Source organism: Streptomyces sp. R-74717 (genome assembly GCF_047305335.1).
GTDB classification, from domain to species: domain Bacteria; phylum Actinomycetota; class Actinomycetes; order Streptomycetales; family Streptomycetaceae; genus Streptomyces; species Streptomyces atratus.
Genome location: NZ_CP102361.1, coordinates 5750431 through 5771904, shown reverse-complemented (window position 1 = coordinate 5771904; position 21474 = coordinate 5750431). Strand labels below are relative to the sequence as shown.

Sequence of the window (21474 nt, the reverse complement as noted above, 5' to 3'; positions counted from 1 at the left end):
GGGTGTTTCGGGCCGTCTGGTGACGCTGTGACGCAGCGCTTCCTTTCTTAGGAAAAAGAAAGGGGCGGTTTCTGTTGTGGTGCGGCGCGTCTGAAGGCATGAATGCGGAGCCGCGGAGCGGCACGTCCTTTGGGCGGCAAGCCGCCGAACAGCAAGAGGAGCACGTCCCCCCGCGTGGCCGGAGGCGTGCTCCTCTTGCTTGTCGGGCCGGGCCGGTCAGAGCAGCGGGGGCTGCTCGTGCGGCGACGGGACTGGACGGCGGGTCATTTCGACGTAGCGCCCCTCCCTGGTGCGCCCCCAGTCGATGAGGACCCCTCGCGCGGCAAGGGTGGGCTGAAGGCGCTTGAGACGGTCCGAGAGGACTTTGCCGGTGGTGGGCCACCCTTTAGGCAGGGGGCGGCAGTCGTCGCCGCTGTAGAGGCCGGTGAGGCTGTGCAGCCACTCCGAGGAGGTCATGCGCTGCTCTGCGCCCGGGTCGAGGGTGGCGGCGTGCTTGAGGACGGTCTGCGCGAGCAGGTCGCCTTCGATGACGTCGTCGTTGAGGTCGTCCAGGCTGGTCCGGTAGGCGTTGAGCGTCTGGAAACTCATCGCGGCGTCGAGCTGCGCGCACAGGTGCGCGAAGTCCGCCATCCTCAGGTCCGTGGGGGTCTCCGCCTCGGCCGCGCGGACCTTGACCGTGAGGTCGAGCAGTGACCCGAGGATGACGGGCAGAGCCTCCTCGAACTCCGCCCACAGCTCGGCCTCGGTCCGCCGCACCGTGGGGCGTTCCAGGCGCAGGGGCAGGAGTCGTTCTGCGAGGTCGGGGCGGATGACGCCGACGTCGATGCCGGTCAGCAGCAGCGGGCGGCGGTAGCGGGAGCGCACGACGTCGCCGTCGCTGAACAGCGCGCGCTTGATGCTCTCGGCCCCGGTGACGATGCAGCACATCAGGTCGGACAGGTCCGGGGCGAGATGGGACAGGTTGTCCAGGGCGGTGACCCACCCGGCCGCGACGGCCGTGATCAGGTTCTCCTCATCACGCGGGGCGCGGCGCAGGTCGCCGGTCATGCCCTCGATGATCCGTACCAGCATCCGGCCCGCCGTGGACTTGCCGGCGCCCTGGGGGCCGGTGAGGAAGGGGGCGGGGACGGGCACGGACGGGCCGAGGCAGCCGACGAGCCAGGCGAGGGCCAGGCACTCGGTCTCGGCGGTGGCGAAGTTCGTCAGCCGCAACAGGAGATCGATGCCCTTGCCGTCGGTGTCGCGGGCGGGCAGGGGCAGTTCCCCGGTGAGCTGGGTGCGCCGCCAGCACACCTCGCGCGGGTCGGGGATGCGAATGTCCCAGCCGGTGGGGTGGATGCGGACGGACTGCCCGTCGTCGCGGCCCAGGTCCAGCCACGTCGCCCCGTCGAACCCGGGGGCGACGCGGATGTGGGTGGGCTGCACGTCCTTGCTCAGCGCCAGTGCTTCGATCAAGTCCAACGCCTCCTTGAGCGAGGTCCCGTTGAAGACGCCGACCCCGTCGTTGAAGAGGTCGACCATGAGTTCCTGCCGGTGGCTGCCGTCGTGCCTTGGGAGCGGATCGGGCGGGCCACGGGGTGGCCGATCCGCTGGGCGTAGACGGTTCCCTCGGTGGTGCGGAAGTACCGGAAATGAGCCTGCGCGTACTCGGTTATGACCTCACGGGCCGGGGTCTTCTCGTCCTCGGACATGGCTCACATCCCCAGTGCGGTGCGGGCGTTGGTCCACGCGTCGGTGCAGTGCCGGGGCGATTCGCCCTTGGCCTGCGCGGCGGTGAACAGCCGCTCAACGTGGGTGTCGGTCAGGCAGCCGCACCGGCCGTGAGCGGACAGCACGGCGAGGAACGTCCGGTAGACGGTCGTGTGAACCGCGCTGCGGGCCTCGGTGATGCGCTGCTCGGCCATGGCGATGCCGCGCTCCAGATAGGCGGGCATGCGATGACGACACTCCCCGCCCCCGGTAGGTGCGGGCGCCGTGACGGCGAGCGGTGCGGGCCGGGCCGTGGACGGCTCCTTCACGGCCAGCGCGCGCACGACGTCCGGCAGAGCGGTCATGGTGCCGGTGCCGGGCCCGAGCCACCGGGCTTAGGCCATGAGCGACTTGAGGTCGACGCCGGGCCGTACAGCGTTCGCGGACTGCATCGCACCCAGGTAGCTCGGCATCGCTCGGTACGACAAGGCCAAATGGCGTGACGGTGATGAGGTCGCCTTCATCGCTGACCGCGTGGCGTCGGGCCGCGCGCACAAGCGTGGCGAGCAGACGCAGAACGTCAGCCGTGTGCCGGCCACGCCGCTGGTAGCGGCGGCGCATGGTCTGCCGGAAGGCTCCGAGGTGTATGCGCGCGTCCGCCTCGTGAAGGAGGGGGACCAGCCGACGCACACCCTGACCAGTTACTACCGCCCCGAGCACGTCGAAGGAACGCGGCTTGTCGACCCGACGCCGGGTCCGGCTGGCAAGGGCGGCGGGTACCGCGTGCTCTACGACGCAGGGTACGAGATCGACCACATGCGAGAAGAGCTGTTCGCGCGCCCTGCGGCATCGGAGGAAGCGGCGCTACTCCAGCTGACGCCCGGCGAGTGGGTCGTAGAGCTCCACCGCACCACCTACACGGCTGACGGGACCGTGGTGGAGTTCGCCATCGGCATTCACGCGGCGAGCCGCTTCGCCTGGGCATACGACTTCAAGGTTCCCGATTCAGCGCAAGGGGCGGCCCAGTGATCTCAGTGCAGACATGGTCTGACGCTCAACAGCTCTGGGACTTTCAGCAGATGCACCACGAACCGCGGCCTTGTTCGGTCGCCGTCGGTCTCGGCAGCCATGACTTGGGCGTGGCGGATGCGACCGTGGATCTGTATCAACGCGGCATGTTCCCGTTGATCGTCTTCACGGGCGCGACCAGCCGGACGACACGCGACCGGATGCCCCGAGGGGAAGCCGAGCACTATCGGGAACGGGCGCTGGCACTGGGTGTTCCCGCATCGGCGATCCTTGTTGAGCCCAACGCGCGCAACACCGGTCAGAACATCAACTTCTCCCGCGAACTGCTTACAGAGCGCGGCATCGACGTGTCGTCTGTCCTGCTCGTGAGCAAGCCGTACGAGGAGCGGCGAGCCTACGCGACAGCCCGCAGGCTCTGGCCGGAAGTCGAGATCGTCAGCGCGTCAGCACCCATGACGCTTTCGGAGTACATCGACTCCATCAAGGACCCACGTCTCGTGCTGGACATGCTTGTGGGGGCACAGCAGCGGCTGCTGATCTATCCGGAGCAAGGATTCATGATCAGGCAGGAGGTGCCGGACTCCGTAACCGCGGCCTACGAGCGCCTGTGTTCTGAGGGGTTCACGAGTCGCCTCGTGCCGACGCATTAAGGGCGCCATGGGCCATGTGTGGGCCAGGCGCCGTCGTACAGGCCCGCCTTGAAGCGTATTCGCAGGTCAGAGGCGGTGAATTCGCTTCATCCGCAGCGCTCTTGAAAACCGTCGTGGCAGCGATGTCACCGTGGGTTCAAATCCCACACCCACCGCCCAGGTCAGCGTAGGTGCTGGTCAGAAGGGGTGTCTCTCACTGAGAGACACCCCTTCTGTGTTCACCCTGTCTCACCCCGGATCGGGTGTGTACCGGGTCTGACCAGCGCGTGTGGCCAACCTGCGGCCAACCCTCTTGGGCTGGCCTACTGGCCTGGCTCCGCCAGTGCGTCATCGATCAGTCGGTTCGACGCCTGCTGGTGATCGCGCAGGATCTTGGCGTAGAACTTCCAGAGGACGGCCGGCGTGTGCCCCGCGCGGCGGGCAACTTCCACGGGATCAACGCCTGCCTTGATCCACAGGGACACTCCAGCGTGCCGGAACGAGTAGGGAACATCGGCCAGCGGCGTTTCGACTTCGTCGGCCGACAGCGCCACCTGTCGGGCGGCCTGCCAGACCTCGGTGTACTCGTTCGAGCCGATCCGCCCGCCGCGCACTGCGCGGAACAATCGCCCGTCATCGCTGACGCCGTACTGGTTGAGGTGGAGCCGCAGCAGAGCCACGAGAACCGGGGGAATGGGCACGGAACGGGTGCTGCGTCGGGCTCGCCGCTTGAGCCCCCGTTCCTCGTACGACTTGCCGTCGTCCGTCCAGCCGGACCCGACTTCCACCGGCGGCCCGCCCCCTCCGTCTCAGTTTCCATCTCAGTTCACCTCCGGACGTCGGCGTTCATCGCCGTTCACCGCATCATGCAGATTCACCGCGGCGACTGCGCCATGGCGGTGGCGTGGACCAAGCCCATCGACGAGAGCACGCCCAGGCGCGGATGCATCGACGTTGGGGCGTGCCTCTTGCGTGTATCCGCGGGGCTTCCGGCAGAACGCGATTCGTACGCCGATGCTGAGGTGATCTCCGAGACCACGCATGGGGTGTTGCCTCCCGCTTATGAGTAGGGGCGTCTCTCACAGTACTGACCTGCCCGGCCGTCGCCGCCTCGTCGGTTACTCGCCCTTGGCCTTGGCCTCGATCAAACAGCGCGGACGCGTAGGGATTGCTCCGATTTACTGAAACCGCCGCGTGTCGACCGGGCGTGACGATCGATCGGCTGCCCACGGGACAGGCTCGCCCTTGGGATCGACCTGAAATTCCCCAAAGGCAAGGAGCACATACATGAGTCCTGACCACAGGACGGGAGCCCGGCTGGGACCTTTGCCCGGTCGAGGCAAGTGGCGGGCCAGCGGCACGCTCGCCTCGCTCGCGCTGGTCCTGGCGGCCGGGGTGGCCAGTCCGGCCGCGGCCATGGCTCAGAACATGGATGAACGCGTGAGCGCGTCGAACCAAATCGACGCCACAGGCGACAGGTGCGAGTACGGAAAGCACAAGAAGAAGCCGAAGTCCGGCAGGGACGCATGCAAGGGAGCAACAGGTCCGACAGGGCCCACGGGGCCGCAGGGTGACCCGGGTACGCCCGGCGACCCAGGGCCGACAGGTCCGACTGGCCCGCAGGGCGACCCGGGTCCGACGGGCGAGCAGGGTGACCCTGGTGCGACCGGCCCGACGGGTCCGACAGGAGCAACCGGGCTGACCGGAGCAACCGGCTCGGCAGGTACGACCGGAACAACAGGCGCCACCGGTCCGACGGGCCCGACAGGAGCAACCGGGCTGACCGGAGCAACCGGCTCGGCAGGTACGACCGGAACAACAGGCGCCACCGGTCCGACGGGCCCGACAGGAGCAACCGGGCTGACCGGAGCAACCGGCTCGGCAGGTACGACCGGAACAACAGGCGCCACCGGTCCGACGGGCCCGACAGGAGCAACCGGGCTGACCGGAGCAACCGGCTCGGCAGGTACGACCGGAGCAACAGGCGCCACCGGTCCGACGGGCGGCAGCGGCCCTATCAGCACCCACAAGGTATTCAGCAACGGCACAACGACACCACCGGGCGGTTTCGGGGCGGCCTCTGCCACGTGTCCGGCCGGCGAGACCGCGATTAGCGGCGGTTTCTTCCTGGCCGGGAAGGTCTTTCCCATCCGGTCTGAACGGACCACCGTCAACACGCCCGGCGACACCTGGCTAATCGAATACCAGAACACCGGCGCTCTCACCACCGGAGGTGCCGCCATCGCGATTTGCTCACCCGACGCGACAGGGAGCTAGCCTCCGCCCCCGGACGGAGCCCGGCCGCGCCAAGCGGGCACTGGGCACCGCTGAGGAGCCGGGGCCCTCGCCGCGCGTCGGCGTCCCTGCCCGACGCCCACATGGCTGATCGAGCGGGGGGGCAGAGCGGGCTGGCGACCGCGCCGCCTGCATGCCGGGGACTGCTGGGACGCTGGTCGAACAGCAGATTCGGGACGCGGGGTCTAGCTCCACAACCTCAGCGCCCATGCTGTGAATCCTGCCCAGTGCCCAGCCTGAGAGGCGCCGGACGACGGTCGCGGGCGGGTGAGAGTGAAGCCCCAGGGAGGGGGCTGTTCCGGGGCCTCGTGGCCAACCTGCGGCCAAGCGCGGCGCCTCGATGCGGACCTGCGGGAACAACCCGCAGGTCAGATGGCAGATGCGTACAGAGGGCTTCTCGGTCTTGAAAGCCGTCGCCGTGCGAGCACCGGCTGAAGTATCTCTATTCCCTCAAGACCGCGCAGGGTGCGGGCGCGCCGGCCCTCTCTGTCTTTCGCCCCAGCTGGCGGGGCCAGGCCCGGGGCGCGGCGTGTGGCATGCGGAGGGCTGGGGAGCCCATGGCGGCCGACAGAGTGTGCGCGAGGCAGCTAGAGCAAGCTGAGGGCGGCAGCTTCGATTCCCCTGGTCAGGTCCTCGCATGCCTCGCTATTCCTCGGGTCCGCATGCCAGACATCGAACACAACACGCAAACAATAGTGCCAGTCCTGACCGGTTCTCCGAGAAAGGAATGTAAGCCATTTGTGATGCTCCAGACCTAGCATCCCTGCGATATAAACGTTCATAGACGCAAGCGAGCAACCGAGCTTGTCTGCCATTTGACCTGGCCGAGTGGCAGCATATTTGAAAAGCACCTTCTCTGGCGGTTCGTTCCCGGGAAGGAAGAAGACTGGCAGATCTTCGGGCGCCTCACTCCTCTGATCTCCATCCAGCACAGCCAATGCAGAAATCCTGCTGGACTTGAACACAGCTTTCGTCGCCGTCAGCACGTCACTCCACGAGCCCGCCGCAACGATTTCCGATTCGCTCAAAAGGGGAAACGAGTGAACCGCCAGAATCATGGTCAGAAGATGTTGGGCGACATCATCCTCTACGAGGATAAGAAGTTTGAGGGGATTTTCGATCCCCAAAGTGTCTCGTAGGTCAGATGGGCGAGAAGGTTCAATAATCAAGGGCACCATAGATGGGCGTACGCACATCCGCACCCATGCAAGGGGGACGCGGCTCAAGAATGCCGCAGAGTGCGTGGAAAGCACGACTTGAGATTTAGATACCCGGGCTAGCCTAGCAATCTCATCCAACAAGGCGGCATGGCCCCTCGGTGCAATGTTTGCTTCTGGCTCATCTAGAAGGACGACCCCGTTCGTCGGGTGCTTCAAAACCCAGCGGATGTAATGGACACACAACTCTCCATGGCTCATCTGGTGAGAGTCGATCCATTCACCCTCCTTCTTCGCCTTCACGTACGGAAAATCGAATCCGTGGCCCACATCAACGGGAATATAGATGACTTCTTGATACGTCACGCCCAAAATATCCCGGAGCGCATCAAGGTCAGCTTTCTTCTGAACCTCCGGGATCCCGGCAGCTTCCTCATCCTCCAGGTCCGACAGATAGAATTCCTGAAAGAAGGTATTAATTTCGACCGACACTAGATGAGGATTAATCACATCCGGCACAATCTGACCACCTGATTCCACTACCTCCGACGCCGCCCCCCTTTCGGCAGGCTGCGTGAAATCAACGACGTATTCGACAAGACCACCTGGCCGAGAGAGTGAAACGCGACACTCACCACTAAGGGAGGGGCGCATCTCCGTTCGTCGACTGGAGTACCTGCTCCCCCTATAGAAGGGTGGGTAGTCTGGATGCATGGTCTCTCTGTGAAGACATTCGGCAATGTACCCAAGCAATGAACTCTTCCCTGCCCCATGCAGGCCGCAAAGGACGGTTAGAGGAGTGAGCTCAATTACCTGCCCAGAGAAAGCCGAGGATGGCGAAAACTCGATGCGATTAACTTGATTGGTTGGCTGAAACCTCGCCATCGATCGCCATAACTTTAACGCGGAATGCGAAATATCCGTCACTTCTGACACTCTCTACAGTGCAATAATCTTCCCCGACCACTTCATCGTAGTACGGAAATGTCTTCGGGGTACCGTGCTTTATTGCAATCCGACGTTGCCGGCGCTTCATAGGAGTCTGTGCGAGCCAGGCGCATCAAGGGGTGCGACCGCCCCCGCTCGAGCTGCGGTCGGCGGCGCCCCCTGCCGCGCCGCAGACCCGACTCGGCTGCCGTCGCACTCAGGAACCTTGTCCTGTCATCACGCAGCCCCACTACGAGACGCGATGACGGCAGCCTCTGACGGCAACACCAGCAGACCGGAGCGGTCTTGATTGCATCTCGGAAGACGCGCTGCACCGCGCTATTAGGCTGGCGACCAGGCGAGCAGATGGTGCGGCTGAACTCCTAAAGCGGGTGTCGCAGGTTCGAATCCTGCCGGGGGCACAGCACTAAGGGCCAGTTCGGAGGCTTGATCCTCCCGAACTGGCCCTTTCGCGTGATCACGTCAGTGCCACACACGTGCCACTACGTCCCGGCGTCTCCCTGCTGCTGCCGGATCATCGACCCCAGCCGGTCAGCGATCGCGCGGTCCCGGTCGGCAGTCATGTGCTGATAGATCAGCGCGGCACGGGCGGTGCTGTGCTCCATGTGCGCCACCAGCTCACGCGTGCTCGCCCCGGCGGCGACCAAGGTGTTCCCCGTGTGCCACAGATCGTGGAAGTGGACATCGGTAGCGATGCCCGCCTCTTTGCGAGCCTTGATCCAGTCATCCCGGAAGTTGCTGCGCCGCAGCTGTCCGCCCTGGGGGCCGAGGAACACGTGGCCGTCGCGACCGGCACCCGCGTAGCGCTCCAGGTGCTCGATGACATCGGCCAGAATCTCGTCCGGGAAGGCGACGGGGCGGACGGGATGGGAGCTGGGGTGAGTGGTGGGTATAGGCGGCGTGTGCGGGGTCGCTATCTCACGCCTCACGGAGCCAGACCAAAGCCGCTCCCACCGATCTACTCCTGCATTGGCAGGTTCGGATGGCACAGAGATCATGTACGCGACCGCAGCCACTGCCCCACGGACGAGAGCATCAGTCCGGCCAGAATCCTCGCGCCTTACAGAGCTTCGCAGCAGCGGCATGACTACCGTTGACCTATCCCGGCAGACCTCTGTGACCAGAGGTGCGTGTGACGGCTGTGCTGCCTCGAACGCTGAAGGAAGTGCACAAGCTCATAGCCTGACGCAAAGGGGACCCATGCTCAGCTCGGATCGCACCAAGAACGGTCGACGTCTGCGGCCCGCCGCGGTCACATGCGCAGCTGTCGTATCTGTGCTCGCCGGAACATTCGCCGCCGCCGCTCCGGCACAGGCCGCCAGACCGCTGCCGACACCCACCGGGTCGTACTCCTACACGAGCGACCCCGGGGAGTACATCGGCGGCGGTGGCAGTGGCAGCTTCACCACCCCTGAGTACAGCTTCCATCTGAGCGGCGACAGTCGCGGTGTCAACATCGGCATCGACAAGGACCTCTGGCAGCAGTGGTCAATCGCGCTGGAGCCCGATGCCGGGCAGCAACTGACGGTGGGCCAGTCGTACGGCGACAACATGGACTCCGACTCGGCCCGCGTCTACGTCTCAGGCAACGGACGAGGCTGCTCTGACGACTCGACCACCATGGGATACTTCACCGTTACCGCGCTCCAGACGGATCGCCGGACGGGTGAGATCACGGAGTTCAGAGCCGATTTCGTGCAGAACTGTGACGACTCGTTCCTGGCGTTGCGCGGAAGCGTTCACTACAAGACAAGTTGACGACTGGTTGGGACCGGCCAAGAGAGTTCGCCGATCGCGCAGCGGCGTCATGAAGGTCGTTCCTGGTTGCGATTACATTCACTGAAGCGCAGTCGAACCGCCCGGACACGATCGTTGGCGTTTGTGTCCAGGGGCGCAGCAGCGCAGTACCGCAACCACAGCAACCGCCCCCGCCCCCGCCCGCTACCGTCTCTCTGGGGCCTCGTAGCGGCCGGAATGGCCGTCGCTGACCGATCTCGCTAGAGCTACGGATCAGAAGGTGCCCGTGCCCTTCCCGTGCCCGTTCGGCCGGGAACTGATGGGGAACCACGGTTACTGACGGACAGCGCAAAGAGAGCGGCCCCTGACCGATTCACCTGGTCAGGGGCCGTTCATCTGCGGTGGGTGTGGGATTTGAACCCATGGTGACATCGCTGCCACGACGGTTTTAGCCCCGAGCTAGCCTCGGGCGCAAGCAGGGAAGCCTCCCGAGCTTCACTCATCCAGGCGGTCGCAGCCGTGATCACGGCAATCGCCGGGCTGATCGCTGTGATCCTGACCAAGATCTAGCCCCGGCGGCCCCGTGCCTGCTGCATGCCCGACAGGAAGGGAAGCAACGGGCAATCACGGGGACTCGCGGCGGAAGACCAGCAAACTAGCTGGTCGTCGAAACCAAAGGTCAGCCGCGTGGCGCGTATCAGGTCTTCCAAGCTGGTGCTCCAAAGCCCTCGCGCCGGCGCTTGACTGAGCCATCAACGGCGACTCGGGGGGCCTTTTCGTTTCACAGAGGCGATCACGACGGATACGACGGCGGTCACGACGAGGCTCCCCACCATGACCATCCCCACGCCGACCATAAAGAGGCCGCTGGAGTCGTCCGACCAGTCGTAATAGGCGGCACTGGTCAGGCCGACCGTGATGCCGAGCACAGCACCTGCAATGTAGCGCCGGGACGCCGCCCAGTACACCAGCGCCAGCAGAGTCAACACCAGCCCGATCACCTGCCACGCCTCGTACGGACCGGTCGTCGAACCATCAGGGTGCACGTCACGCTGCTGGTCCCAGCCCAGCCAGGCAGCCCACGCCCCTAGCGTCACCACAGCCAGCACGAGGACCGCCAACAGCTGGGGAACGAGTTTCAGTAGTCGTTGTCGCATGGCCCAAGCGTTCCGGCTCGCCCCATATCCGACCAGGGCGCAAGTACTCAACTCGGCCCGAGTGCCCTGGCCAACATCTGATGCTGGTCGGGCTTCGGAAGCTGCCGTGCGACGCTCATCGGAGCCCACCCCTGTTCCGTAGCCGCGGTACAGGGGTGAAGTACAGAAACCCGCCGACCGTCAGCACCCACTCTTGATCCTCAGAGCCCGTCCGGCCCTCAGTGCGAACAGCCGATGCGGTTCGGTGGGTTGGCACTCTGCCAGCGGGAGGATGACGGCAAGAGGATCCACCGAGGCATATGGGGCTGCCCACGGCGGCACGTCTGGTGGCAGTGGGCCGACCGGCCGGACGAGCTCTGGAGCCCTGCCCGTATCCGGAGCTGTTCAGCGACTGACATCAGTAGCTGACATCAACGACGGTGAACAGCAGCACCGTTTAGCAGCCAGGTGTGGCCGTGGCGTGTGGGCCAGCACCAGCCGTGGCGGCGGACCGATCGAACGCCCAAAGCGGGTGTCGCAGATTCGAATCCTGCCGGGGGGCATGAGAAACAGCAAGTCAGAGGCCCTGTCGTCCCGATGGGCGGCAGGGCCTTTCGACTCGTAGTACACATGAGGTGCGCGCCTCGGGGCTCCGATGAGGGCCGTCCGTCCTGTGAACGTCACACTCCACGCCGACGGTCGCCCACGAGCCCGGTCTCGTAGGCGACGATCACGAGCTGGGCGCGGTCGCGTGCATGCAGTTTGGCGAGCAGGCGCCCGATGTGGGTTTTGACCGTGGCCAGGCTCAGGTGGAGGTGTTCTGCGATCTCTGTGTTGGACAGGCCGCGGGCGATCAGGCCGAGCACCTCCAGCTCGCGGTTGGTGAGCGCGTCCAGCAAGCGGCTCGGCGGTCGCGTCGGCTCTGGGCGGCGGGCGAACTCCGCGATCAGGCGGCGGGTCACCGAGGGGGCGAGCAGTGCCTCGCCCGCGGCGACAACGCCGATGGCCGCGAGGACCTCGCTCGGCGGGGTGTCCTTCAGTAGAAAGCCCGCGGCGCCGGCGCGCAGGGCGGCGTAGACGTACTCGTCCAGGTCGAAGGTGGTGAGGATGAGGACGCGGACGCCGGACAGGGCCGGGTCCGAGCAGATCTGCCGGGTCGCCTCGATGCCGTCCAGTTTTGGCATGCGTACGTCCATCAGCACGACGTCCGGCCGTTCACGGCGGGCGAGTTCGACGGCCTCCGCTCCATCCGCGGCCTCACCCGCGGCGGTCATGCCGGGCGTGTGGTCGACAAGGACACGGAAGCTGCCGCGCACCATCGCCTGGTCGTCGGCGATCAGCACCCGGACCTGGGGCTCGTCAGTCATGCTTGGTTACTTCCCTTCGGCGGGCAGCCGGACGGACACCGCGAAGCCGCCCTCCTGCCGGGGCCCTGCCTCGAAGCTGCCGCCGTACATCATCGTCCGCTCCCGCATCCCCAGGAGGCCATGTCCGCCCGGCAGTTGACGGTTGGCCGGTGGGCGCCCGGGAGATGGTCCCTCATCCTCGATGTCGATGCGGATCTCGCGTGTATCCGCCTCGACAGTGACCTGGCAGCGGGTCGGGGCGGCGTGCCGGACAGCGTTGGTGAGGGCTTCCTGGACGATCCGGTAGATGGTCAGCTGTGTCCCCTCGGCCAGGCCCTGCGTGCCGTGCACCGTCAGGTCGACGTCCACCCCTGCCCGGTTCGCCTCCGCGGCAAGCGAACCGAGACGGTCGAGGTCCGGTACGGGCCCCAGGGGTGCGCCTGCGGTGCGCAGCACGCCGAGCGTGCGCCTCATCTCGGCCAGCGCGGAACGGCTTGTCTCCTCGATGACCTCGAGCGCGGCCCGCGCCTCCCGCGGGTCGGCCTCCGCCACATGCCCGGCGACACCCGCCTTGACGGCGATCAGGCTGAGGTTGTGCGAGACGATGTCGTGCAGCTCGCGGGCGATCCGCAGGCGCTCCTCGTCCAGCGCGCGCTCCGAACGGCGCCGCTCTTCCCGCCCTGCCTCGGCCCGGCGACCACGCACGGTGAACCCCACGCCCCAAGCCCCGCCGACCACCAGCAACACCAGCCCGGCCACTCCTACGGCACCGCGCCAGTCCTCGGCGGGAGTGACCACCGCCTCGCTGAGGTAGACGGCGCCGCACGCCACCGGCAGCGCCACCGCGAGCGCGGGTACGGACCGCCGGGCGGGCTCTGCGCGTCCTACGAGGTACGCCGCGAGACCGGCGGCGATGTACGGCTCACGAGGAATGCCAAGGAGCGACGCCGCGGCCAGAGCCGCGAGCACGGTCCCCAGGACCGCGAGCGGCCAACGACGGCGTACGGCGATCGGCAGGCCGGCCGCGGCGGCGATCAGACAGCCGAGCCAGATCGGACCTGTGTAGGTGGGTTGGCCGTCGGCGGTCAGCCGGGCGAAGCCGACGTACACGGCGGTCAGGGCCAGGGCCGCGCCGAGGTCGAGGGCGTAGAGATGGTGCTGCCCCTTGAGCTTCATGGCCCGACCGTACCTGTACGGGTGCACTCAGCCGGCCTGGCCGAGCAGCACCATCAGCCCGAGCGTCACCAGGGTCAGCGGCACCCAGCGCAGCACCACCTTCCGGCTGGGACGGGGCCCTTCACGCAGCAGCGCCAGGCCCAACGGCATCAGCCCGGCGCACAGTCCAGCCAAGGCCACCAGCGACAGAGGAGTGGTCCCTTTGAGTACTCCGAGAGGCAGTGCCGCTGTGAGGCCGAGTGCGGCAGCGCGGGCCGGGCCGAGCACCCGGGTGCGCCAGGCCCCGAGGGCAAGAACGATCCACCCCACAAGGATGGCGAGGTTCAGCGCGGCGAAGACGTGAAAGGCGCCATAGCCGGCGGAAACCGCCTCGGTGGCAGCCTCAACTCCCAGGGAACCCACCAGCTGAAAGGCCAGGTGGTCCACTCCTGCGTGGAAGGCGCGGGCGAACAGCCCGAACATCACCAGGGCCCCGCCCCACAAGCCCCAGCCGGCGCTCCGGGCCCCGATCCGTGCGGCCACCACCGCCACAGCGGGCCAGAGCAGCAAGCTGCCTGCGGCAAAGAGGCCGTATGCGGTGGCCATCAGGATGGGGTGCCGCTCGTACGCGGCAAGCTGGTCGGGGTAGAAGAAATGGAAGCGGGCCCGCAGCAACGCGCCGGCCAGCATCAGCAGTGGGCCGAGCACCATGGCAGTGCCGCCCACCCAACGTCCCAGGAAGCCGGTGCCTTCCAGCCGCTCCACAGGCAGCGCGCCATGCAGTCGGGCGCCGATCGTCGCGGCTGGCGTGGCCATGGATCTCGTCGGGTTCGTCATGCTGACGACGATGCCTTCGCCACCCCTGCGGGGCGTCGGACCAAGAGCTGAACTGCAAGGTCAGACCTGGGTATGACCCGTCGCGCCGTCGGAACAGCCGCCGCCTCCAGCCCGCTGCATGAGCAAATTGACGTCTTGCCAGGAAGGGTGTGGCTCCTTTGGAGGGACGGCTTCACCAGCACGGACCTGCGGATCCCCAAGTGGTACGTGGCTCTTCCGGTCTCGCTGCATGTAACAGCGCCGACCGTGCTGCCGATCTCGGTCGCGGCTGACGTGTCAACCTGCGGCGTTCACCAGAAGGGTGCCTCCACTGCATACGGAGATGTAACGTGCACACTCGGCGAGTAACTATTACTCAACTGCTGGTGGCACGGGAGGATTTGATGGTTGCGGAGTTGGTCGAGACCTGGGTGGCGGGCTGGGCCGTATCGCGGCGGACGCCGCCGCCGGTCGAAATGCCCTGGGGGTTCTACATCGCGGTGGCCGACAGCCCGGGTGAAGTGGGACGCCATGTCCTGCCCGAGGCCGATGAGTTGCGGGTCCGCAGCGCCTGCGCCTCGGTGGCCGTGCCGCGGACCTGGATGAAGATGCCCGTGGAGCCAGAGGTGATCGAGCCGTGGCTGTCCCCCGGGTGGGTGGTGGCGTACGAGGAGACCGGACACCTGATGGTCACCGACCTCATGGCCGCCCACCGGGTCGAGCCAGAGGGATACACCGTGACGGTGGAGACCGTTGGATCCGTCGTCTTCGCGCGGGTGCTGGACGCGGCGGGCGAGCAGGCGGCCCAGGGGCAGATGGCGGTGCTCGGGGATGCGGCAGTCGTGGACCGAGTGCGGACCGAGGATGCCCACCGTCGGCGCGGGCTGGGGCAGTTGGTGATGCGCACGCTCGCCGACCATGCCCTGAACGAGGGTGCCGGCCTCGGAGTCCTCGGCGCGACCGACGCCGGGCGCGCGCTGTACGAGACGCTGGGCTGGAAGAAGCACGCGACCATGGCGGAGTGCGTCTACCGGCCCTGAAGCCCGAAGCGTCAGCCGTACGCCCTCGGGCCAGGTCTTCCCTTCAGGGGATCCGCACCCTGCCAGGAAGGCATCCCTGGGGAACACATTCGGCACACATGAGGACGGGAAACCCCACGAACACGTGAGAACTACGGAGGGGAGTTTTCCGAGGCCAGACGTTACTGCGACTGGCATTTGCGCAGGCCGCAGCCTTGATCAGGGAAAACTCCCAAAGCGGGTGTCGCAGGTTCGAATCCTGCCGGGGGGCACCAGGGAAAAGGCCCCGGACCGATCACGGATGCTGTTGGTCAATCCGGATTAACCAACAGCATCCGATCACGGTCCGGGACCTTTTGGCGGCATCATTTGACGGCAGTCGTGTCTCAGGCACCCGGCAGACGGCGCTTGAGCAGGCGGTCCATGTGGCTGATCGCCTCCCGCTGGGTGTCGTGGACGACGTGGGTATGGACGTCCATCGTGATGCTGATCATCTCCTTGGCGGGCGGCTTACCGGGCGAGTTGACAAGACCCTCTCCGAGTTGCGCAATCGCGCCGTCGAGGACGTGTGTATCGCGGGCCCGCGACCATCGATCGGCGGCGTCCTCCACAGAGACGAACATGCAGCCTGACCTGCCAGGACGGACTTCCGGAACCGTACTCACCCAAGGGCAGGAGACAGATGCGCCGCCGGGGAAGGCGAAGGGCCGGGTGCGTGCGCCGCATGCGCTGGCCGTGTATGCCTGCCGGAGGTAGCCTTTTTGAAAGGCGCACGGGACTGGCTGGTAGGGAACTCCTGCCGGGCCACGGAATTCGCGCACTCCCGAGGAGGCGCGGCTTGTTTTTCTCAAGCGGTCTCGAGAATTCGCGGCTGTCCACAATACGCCCTTCGACAAAGGGGCAGAATTCGCGACTGCCTTGTGCGCGGCGGTCAACCGTTCAGAAAGCTACCCGGCATGTGCTCCGGCCAGGTGTCGGTCAGGCGTGTCGATCCCGGACTCACCATGTTTGAGACCTAGACGTTCGATCAACGACGGGTAATGCACATGGGCTGGCTTACCTTCGGATACTTCGTCTCGTACATTCCCTACGCCATGCTGGTGAAGGCACTGTCCAGCGGAGTGACTCCGCTGTCGACCCAGCCGGTCAACGGCTTCGAGCTGATGCCCGCAGCCGTCCTCGGACAGCTCGCGGCGATGACCGTCTTCCTCGGCCTCACGGGTCGGTGGCGGCATATGCGGCGGAGCAGGATCGGCCGCGCACGGATCCCGGTACCGGGCCGGGAGACGCTGGTGGCCGGCTTCTTCGCGTCGCTCATCATCGGCTCCACCACGATGAACTACACCTTTTCCGGTGTCTCGATCCTCTTCATGCTGTTGCTGATGCGGGGAGGAGTCCTGGTCCTCTCCCCATTGGTCGACATGACCCGCAAGCGGCGGGTGACGACATCCTCCTGGGTAGCGCTGTTCCTCAGCCTGATAGCGGTTTCGGTGGCTCTCGGCGATGTGCACAGCTACAGCCTCACGCTCGCTGCCGCGCTGAGCGTCCTCACCTACCTCGTCGGCTACCTCGGCCGGTTCGAGATCATGATCCGGGTGGCCAAGAACGGGGTTGTCGCAACAGACCGCCGCTACTTCGTGGAGGAGCATGTCGCAGCACCCGTCTGCCTGGCTCTGCTGCTGGGGGCAGGGGCGCTGGCCGGGCAGCCGCAACTGAGCGCGGGCTTCACCACATTCCTCGGCACCCCTGCCGCCTTGGCGGCCGCGGGGATAGGAGTGGCATACGAGGTGCTGTTCGTCTTCGCTTCGCTGATCTATCTCGACCGGCGGGAGTACACGTGGGGTGTGCCGGCCTGGGCGTTCGCCAGCCTGATGTCCGGCCTGGTCGCCTCCTTCTCGCTCGCGTGGCTGGCCGGACTCCAAGCTCCGGGGACCTCTCAGCTCATCGCGCTCGCGTTCGGTGTCGGCGCGGCGGGAGCCCTGTCCTACCCGTCGGCCGCCGTCTGGTGGCGGACACGCAGCACCGGCGCGGCATGCCGCGTGCTCTTCGTCTGCGGCGGGAACACCTCCCGTTCGCCCATGGCCGAGGTCATCGCGTGGGCCCAGGCCGCGGAGGCGGGAGTCGCACACCTCTTCCGGTTCTCCAGCGCGGGTGTCGCGACGACGCAGCCTGCGAGCCCGATGACTCCGGGCGCCCGGTCCGCGCTCGCTGAACTCGGTCTGCAGCGGGTGCCGGGCCGGGGGAATCCCCGCCGTCACCGCTCACGCCCGGTCACCCCGGAACTCTGCCGGGTCAGTTTCGTCATCTACTGCATGACCCGAGCCCACCGCGACAGGGTGATCGCCATGGCGCCCGAGGCCGAGGGTCGCACCTTGTGCCTGGACCCGCGCCGTGACATCCCCAATCCGGAGGGGCAGCCGCCGGACGTGTACCGCAGGTGCGCCCGGCACATCCAGCGGTCCGTGCACGTCCGTCTTTGCGAGCTCGTCGGCGGCCCGGAGGGCGCTGCGGCCCCGCTCTCGGACGAGGGTGATTACGGATGACGCCCGGGCTCCGCGACGGTCTGGTGGCAGTCGGGTACGCGGACGGGGCGGCCCCGGTCAATCGGTTCGTTCCGCGGCGGGCCGGTCTGGAGGAGTACGTCCAGTGGCGCAATTGACGAGCGGATATGGTGCCGACGTCGGGCGTCGGGCCCGTGTGGTGGCGGTGATCGCCGAACCGGAAGACCTCACCGCGGCTCGCCTGCGTGCCCTCGCAGGTGTGGCCGACGTGCTGGAGGTCCGCGCCGACCTGGTCGGCGATCCCGATCCGCGCCGGCTGCGCCGGCATTTTCCCGGGCCGCTGACCTACAGTTCGCGCTCGCGGCGACACGGCGGCCGCTCGGCCGCCGGCCCGGTCGAGCGGCGCACCCGGCTGCTGCGCGCAGCGGACCACTACGACCTGGTCGATCTGGAGGCCATGGACGACGTGGCGCCGGCGTTGCTGGCGGGCATCCCGGCCAAGCAGCGGCGTATCTCCTGGCACGCGCCCCCAAGCCCTGCGCAACGGGCCGACCCCGGCCTCCGGGCCGGTCTGCTCCATGCCTCGGGGGCACTGCTGGAGCGGTTCGCCGCGATGACCGCCGTACCAGCGGCCCAGTACCTCCTCGTGCCGCAGTCGGGCGCACAGGGCGAATGGGCCGCGCCGCTGCTGCTCACCGGGCTCGGACGTACCGATGTGACGGCGTTCGCGTCCGGTCCGGCCGGCACCTGGACCAGGGTGCTGGCGCCGTGGCTGGGGGCACCCGTGGTCTTCGGCCGGGCTGGTGTCCCCGGGGCGGACGGAATGCCCAGCGTGAGCCAACTCCTCACCGACTACGGCCTGCCCGCGCTGCCCCCGCTCGGCGGCCTGTTCGGCATTGCCGGGCGTGCCCCAGGGCGGTCGTTGTCGCCCCGGCTGCACAACGCGGCGTTGCGGGAGTTGAGGCTGCCCGCCCTCTACCTGCCTTTCCAGGTGGATGTGTTCTCCCGATTCTGGCACCGGGCCATGGACTTCGGGGCGCTGGGCGGACCGCCGCTGCGCGGGCTGACCGTGATCGCCCCTCACAAGGAGAGCGCGCTCGAAGCAGCCGATATCGCCGACCCGGAGGCACGGGGGTGCGGGGCGGCAAACCTGCTGTTCCTCGACGCAGGGCGCTGGCGCGCGGCCACCACCGACTCGGCCGCTGCCCTGCACACCCTTGCCCGGGCCGGAGTCGATCCGAGCGGCCGCAGGGCCGCCGTCATCGGTTGCGGCGGTGCCGGGCGGGCCATCGCGTTGGCCCTGTGCCAGGCCGGGGCCCGGGTGACCCTGGTCAACCGAGGGGTTGCGCTGGGCCGGGCAGCCTCCTCGCGTCTCGGGCTTCCCTATGTGCCGCTGTCCCGGTTCTCCCCGGCGGGGTACGCCGTGCTCGCTCATGCCACGCCCCTGGTGGAACGGGAGCCGTTCCCGGTCTCCACCGCCGACTGGGACGCGGCGGTGCTGGAGATGGCCTACCGCGATCCGCCGACCGCGCTCATGGGCGCCACCCGCGCCCGAGGACTGACCGGCATCGACGGCTGGGAGGTCCTGTTCGTCGAAGTACGCGAGCAGTTCAAGCTGATGACAGGCCATCCGCTGCCCGAGGCACTGCCTCTGCACTCCGTCTGCTTCGGCCAGGCCGAGCTGCCCGATGCCCGCGACCTCACCGAATCAGCAGGACTTGCGCCGACGCACCCTACGAGCAGGGAGGCACCATGACGACCCGTTCCGCGTCCCCTTCCGGAACAGCCACACCGCGGCCACCCGGCACACCGGACTTCTCGGCGCTGGTGGGCGACTGGGTCAACACCGACCAGCGCAGTTCGAAGGGCGCCCGCCGGCTGAGCGTGACCTGGCACGAGGGGGGCATGTTCGTCAGGGCCTTCGGCACCGGTAGCCCGCAACCACGCGACTGGGGTGAGGCGCCAGCGGTCCTGTACACCTCGCCGGACACACCGTCGGTCGCCTCGTCGTTCTCGGCGGTCTACGACTTCGGCTCGCTGCGCACCGTTGTAGGCGCCTACCACAAGACGGGCATCCTGGTGACCACCACATGCACCGTCTTCAGCGACGTCAGCGGGGGCGCCGACCACTGGGCCCGCTCGTTCTTCCGCAGGGCGGAGGCGCGGCCATGACGGCACATCAGGTCGATCCGGCACCGCTGGCAGGCAGCTGGGTCAACTTCGACACCACCGCCACCGGTATCCACGTGGTCGATGCCGCACTCGACCACAGCCGGCTCACGCTGCGGATCACCGAGCGCGGCGGCCCGGAGCCCTCACAAGGCGCGCTCGCACCGACCACGACACCCGTCACCGGCGCCATCTTGCCCGCCGTCCCACTGGCCGACGACATCGGCGCCACGGCGGCCGTGGCCTTTCTCGCCGAAGGCCCGCTCGGCTCCCGGCACGTCATCCTCGTCGGCTACCTCAACCGCGGCCTGCTGACCATCGATGTCCATACCGTCCATCCCACCGAAACCCAGATACCGAACACGATGTACCGCGCCCACTTCTTCCGCTTCGAAGAGGCCACCCCCATATGACCGACGACCTGGGCCACACCACCCGTCCGGCCCGCAAACCGGCGGTCGGCGACGACCGGGCAGTTCTCGGCGCCGTGGCGAAGCTCGCCGAAGACAGATTCGCCCCCCGCGCCGATGAGTACGACCGCACGGGCGCCTTTCCCGCCGAGGACTTCGACGATCTGTTCTCCGACGGTCTCCTGGGCGCCGCCGTGCCCCGGGAGTACGGCGGCCTGGGCTACGGCCCCGCGGAACGCAATACCCTCCCCCTGTGGGAGATGACCACCACGCTGGCCAAGGCCGATCTGTCGCTGGCCCGCTGCTGGGAAGGGCACGCCAACTCACTTGTCCTCATCGACGCCCTCGCCACCTCGGAGCAGAAGCGGCGCTGGTTCACCGGCGTGGTGGAACACGGGGAGAAATGGGCCGTCTGGAGCGGTGAGCCCCAGACCCCGAAGCCGGGCGAGAGCGCTCGCTTCGGCACCACGCTGACCCCCGTCCAGGACGGCTGGACCCTCCGCGGCAGCAAGGCGTTCGCCACCGGCGCCACCGGCGTACAGTGGGCGATCCTCCTCGTCGATCCGGTCGGCCCCGGCGGAGCACGCCAAACCCGGGAGGTCCACGGCAGGCTCCTGCTGCTCGCCTGCGACCTGTCGGACCCGACCGTGACCGTGGACACGTCGTGGTGGGACCCCGTCGGTATGCGCGCGACGGCCAGCCACGTGGTGCGCTTCCACGACACCTTCATACCGCGTGAGCAGCTCATCGGCGGCCCCGGAGGCTACTTCGACGGGCAGTGGCAGACCGCCTTCATCCCGCAGTACGCGGCCAGCTTCCTCGGCGGCGCCCTGGCCGCATACGAGTACGGGCTCGCGTATGTGAAACGGCAGGGCAAGAGCGGTGATCCCTATGTGCAGCAGCGGGTGGGCAGCATGGCGGTCAATGTCGAGACCGCCCGCCTCTGGTTGCGCCACGTCGCAGGTCTGTGGGACGAAGGCAGCCTCGACGAGGCCCGGATCGCCGGCAGCAGGGCCTGGCATGTGATCGGGTATCTGGCGGAAGAAACAGTGCACCACGTCATCCGCGCGTGCGGCGCCCGCAGCCTGATCCGCCCGAGCCCGGTGGAGCGGATCCTGCGCGATCTGGCCTTGTACAAGCTCCACGAAAACGACGACCACGTGCTGGCCACCATCGGCCGGGCCGCCCTCGGTGAGCCGTACGACCCGTTCTTCCACAGACTCTGACACCCGCACCGGCCTCGGGTCACACCACCGCACGGCGGCGGCCCACCCGATCCGCCTGGGTGGGCCGCCACGTCGTCGCGATCAGGGCCGGCCGTCGACGGTGACGGCCACAACTCGCCGTGGAGGTGCCCCCGGCCGAGGGCCGGGGGAGATCGGCCGCGTACGGGACGTACCCGGCAAGAAGCTGTTCCTGGCCGCCACGGCAGCCACCC

General features: G+C 67.4%; 16 protein-coding genes and 3 pseudogenes. 9 read left to right on the top strand and 10 right to left on the bottom strand.

Annotated features, from left to right (window positions below; genetic code table 11):
* Positions 1-216: 216 nt before the first annotated feature.
* Together NRF20_RS26430 and NRF20_RS26425 are read right to left on the bottom strand one after the other, a co-directional pair.
* A pseudogene (locus NRF20_RS26430) lies at positions 217-1691 on the bottom strand (ATP-binding protein).
* 3 nt (positions 1692-1694) lie between these two features.
* A pseudogene (locus NRF20_RS26425) lies at positions 1695-2153 on the bottom strand (DNA primase); the annotation flags it as partial.
* 1 nt (position 2154) lies between these two features.
* Between NRF20_RS26425 and NRF20_RS26420 the strand changes: the two are divergent.
* Positions 2155-2718, top strand: a pseudogene (locus NRF20_RS26420) (UTRA domain-containing protein); the annotation flags it as partial.
* Positions 2715-3368 (top strand): YdcF family protein, encoded by a 654-nt coding sequence (locus tag NRF20_RS26415; protein WP_398632607.1) that lies wholly within the window; start codon positions 2715-2717, stop codon positions 3366-3368. The pseudogene NRF20_RS26420 and the gene NRF20_RS26415, both read left to right, overlap by 4 nt.
* Positions 3369-3670: 302 nt before the next feature.
* Here the strand turns inward: NRF20_RS26415 and NRF20_RS26410 are convergent, their stop codons facing one another.
* From NRF20_RS26410 to NRF20_RS26400, 3 genes are all read right to left on the bottom strand, one after another.
* The gene (locus tag NRF20_RS26410; protein ID WP_413753390.1) at positions 3671-4048 is read right to left on the bottom strand and encodes a hypothetical protein; all 378 of its coding nucleotides are present in this window, start codon (positions 4046-4048) and stop codon (positions 3671-3673) included.
* Positions 4049-6229: 2181 nt separating this feature from the next.
* Positions 6230-7318: an AAA family ATPase gene (locus NRF20_RS26405; protein ID WP_413753389.1), complete on the bottom strand. Its 1089-nt coding sequence runs from the start codon at positions 7316-7318 to the stop codon at positions 6230-6232.
* A gap of 911 nt (positions 7319-8229) precedes the next feature.
* Positions 8230-8676 carry a tyrosine-type recombinase/integrase gene (locus tag NRF20_RS26400; RefSeq protein WP_398632604.1) on the bottom strand — a complete coding sequence of 149 codons (447 nt, stop codon included), beginning with the start codon at positions 8674-8676 and terminating at the stop codon, positions 8230-8232.
* 271 nt (positions 8677-8947) lie between these two features.
* On the opposite strand from NRF20_RS26400, the gene NRF20_RS26395 reads away from it, so the two are divergent.
* Positions 8948-9505 (top strand): hypothetical protein, encoded by a 558-nt coding sequence (locus tag NRF20_RS26395; protein WP_413753388.1) that lies wholly within the window; start codon positions 8948-8950, stop codon positions 9503-9505.
* Between the two features lie 731 nt (positions 9506-10236).
* Here NRF20_RS26395 and NRF20_RS26390 read toward each other — a convergent pair.
* The 4 genes from NRF20_RS26390 to NRF20_RS26375 all read right to left on the bottom strand — a co-directional run bounded on the left by NRF20_RS26390 (position 10237) and on the right by NRF20_RS26375 (position 13958).
* Positions 10237-10641 (bottom strand): hypothetical protein, encoded by a 405-nt coding sequence (locus NRF20_RS26390; protein WP_398632602.1) that lies wholly within the window; start codon positions 10639-10641, stop codon positions 10237-10239.
* Positions 10642-11300: 659 nt separating this feature from the next.
* Positions 11301-11987 (bottom strand): response regulator, encoded by a 687-nt coding sequence (locus NRF20_RS26385; protein WP_266360812.1) that lies wholly within the window; start codon positions 11985-11987, stop codon positions 11301-11303.
* A 6-nt stretch (positions 11988-11993) separates the two neighbouring features.
* Complete coding sequence (locus tag NRF20_RS26380; protein ID WP_413753387.1) at positions 11994-13142, bottom strand: sensor histidine kinase; 1149 nt, start codon at positions 13140-13142, stop codon at positions 11994-11996.
* A gap of 27 nt (positions 13143-13169) precedes the next feature.
* Positions 13170-13958: a hypothetical protein gene (locus tag NRF20_RS26375; RefSeq protein ID WP_413753386.1), complete on the bottom strand. Its 789-nt coding sequence runs from the start codon at positions 13956-13958 to the stop codon at positions 13170-13172.
* 383 nt (positions 13959-14341) lie between these two features.
* Between NRF20_RS26375 and NRF20_RS26370 the strand changes: the two genes are divergently transcribed.
* Entirely contained in the window at positions 14342-14977 is a 636-nt protein-coding gene (locus NRF20_RS26370; protein WP_413753385.1) for a GNAT family N-acetyltransferase, read from the top strand.
* Between the two features lie 365 nt (positions 14978-15342).
* On the opposite strand, the gene NRF20_RS26365 is transcribed toward NRF20_RS26370, so the two are convergent.
* Positions 15343-15579 carry a hypothetical protein gene (locus NRF20_RS26365; RefSeq protein WP_398632660.1) on the bottom strand — a complete coding sequence of 79 codons (237 nt, stop codon included), beginning with the start codon at positions 15577-15579 and terminating at the stop codon, positions 15343-15345.
* A gap of 423 nt (positions 15580-16002) precedes the next feature.
* Between NRF20_RS26365 and NRF20_RS26360 the strand changes: the two genes are divergently transcribed.
* The 5 genes from NRF20_RS26360 (at position 16003) to NRF20_RS26340 (ending at position 21262) form a co-directional block, all read left to right on the top strand.
* Positions 16003-17499: a hypothetical protein gene (locus NRF20_RS26360; RefSeq protein WP_413753384.1), complete on the top strand. Its 1497-nt coding sequence runs from the start codon at positions 16003-16005 to the stop codon at positions 17497-17499.
* A gap of 103 nt (positions 17500-17602) precedes the next feature.
* The gene (locus NRF20_RS26355; RefSeq protein ID WP_413753383.1) at positions 17603-19213 is read left to right on the top strand and encodes a hypothetical protein; all 1611 of its coding nucleotides are present in this window, start codon (positions 17603-17605) and stop codon (positions 19211-19213) included.
* Positions 19210-19629 (top strand): hypothetical protein, encoded by a 420-nt coding sequence (locus NRF20_RS26350; protein ID WP_413753382.1) that lies wholly within the window; start codon positions 19210-19212, stop codon positions 19627-19629. The genes NRF20_RS26355 and NRF20_RS26350 overlap by 4 nt, the downstream gene beginning before the upstream one ends.
* Complete coding sequence (locus tag NRF20_RS26345) at positions 19626-20039, top strand: hypothetical protein (RefSeq protein WP_413753381.1); 414 nt, start codon at positions 19626-19628, stop codon at positions 20037-20039. Before NRF20_RS26350 ends, NRF20_RS26345 begins: the two co-directional genes overlap by 4 nt.
* Complete coding sequence (locus tag NRF20_RS26340) at positions 20036-21262, top strand: acyl-CoA dehydrogenase family protein (RefSeq protein ID WP_413753380.1); 1227 nt, start codon at positions 20036-20038, stop codon at positions 21260-21262. The genes NRF20_RS26345 and NRF20_RS26340 overlap by 4 nt, the downstream gene beginning before the upstream one ends.
* The last annotated feature ends 212 nt before the right edge of the window (positions 21263-21474 follow it).

What these genes read in the sequence shown, in the direction of transcription:
- NRF20_RS26395 (WP_413753388.1), top strand. Translation starts at nt 8,948, where the DNA reads ATGCTCAGCTCGGATCGCACCAAGAACGGTCGACGTCTGCGGCCCGCC.
- NRF20_RS26350 (WP_413753382.1), top strand. Translation starts at nt 19,210, where the DNA reads ATGACGACCCGTTCCGCGTCCCCTTCCGGAACAGCCACACCGCGGCCA.
- NRF20_RS26360 (WP_413753384.1), top strand. Translation starts at nt 16,003, where the DNA reads ATGGGCTGGCTTACCTTCGGATACTTCGTCTCGTACATTCCCTACGCC.
- NRF20_RS26375 (WP_413753386.1), bottom strand. Translation starts at nt 13,958, where the DNA reads ATGACGAACCCGACGAGATCCATGGCCACGCCAGCCGCGACGATCGGC.
- NRF20_RS26365 (WP_398632660.1), bottom strand. Translation starts at nt 15,579, where the DNA reads ATGTTCGTCTCTGTGGAGGACGCCGCCGATCGATGGTCGCGGGCCCGC.
- NRF20_RS26340 (WP_413753380.1), top strand. Translation starts at nt 20,036, where the DNA reads ATGACCGACGACCTGGGCCACACCACCCGTCCGGCCCGCAAACCGGCG.
- NRF20_RS26385 (WP_266360812.1), bottom strand. Translation starts at nt 11,987, where the DNA reads ATGACTGACGAGCCCCAGGTCCGGGTGCTGATCGCCGACGACCAGGCG.
- NRF20_RS26345 (WP_413753381.1), top strand. Translation starts at nt 19,626, where the DNA reads ATGACGGCACATCAGGTCGATCCGGCACCGCTGGCAGGCAGCTGGGTC.
- NRF20_RS26380 (WP_413753387.1), bottom strand. Translation starts at nt 13,142, where the DNA reads ATGAAGCTCAAGGGGCAGCACCATCTCTACGCCCTCGACCTCGGCGCG.
- NRF20_RS26390 (WP_398632602.1), bottom strand. Translation starts at nt 10,641, where the DNA reads ATGCGACAACGACTACTGAAACTCGTTCCCCAGCTGTTGGCGGTCCTC.
- NRF20_RS26370 (WP_413753385.1), top strand. Translation starts at nt 14,342, where the DNA reads ATGGTTGCGGAGTTGGTCGAGACCTGGGTGGCGGGCTGGGCCGTATCG.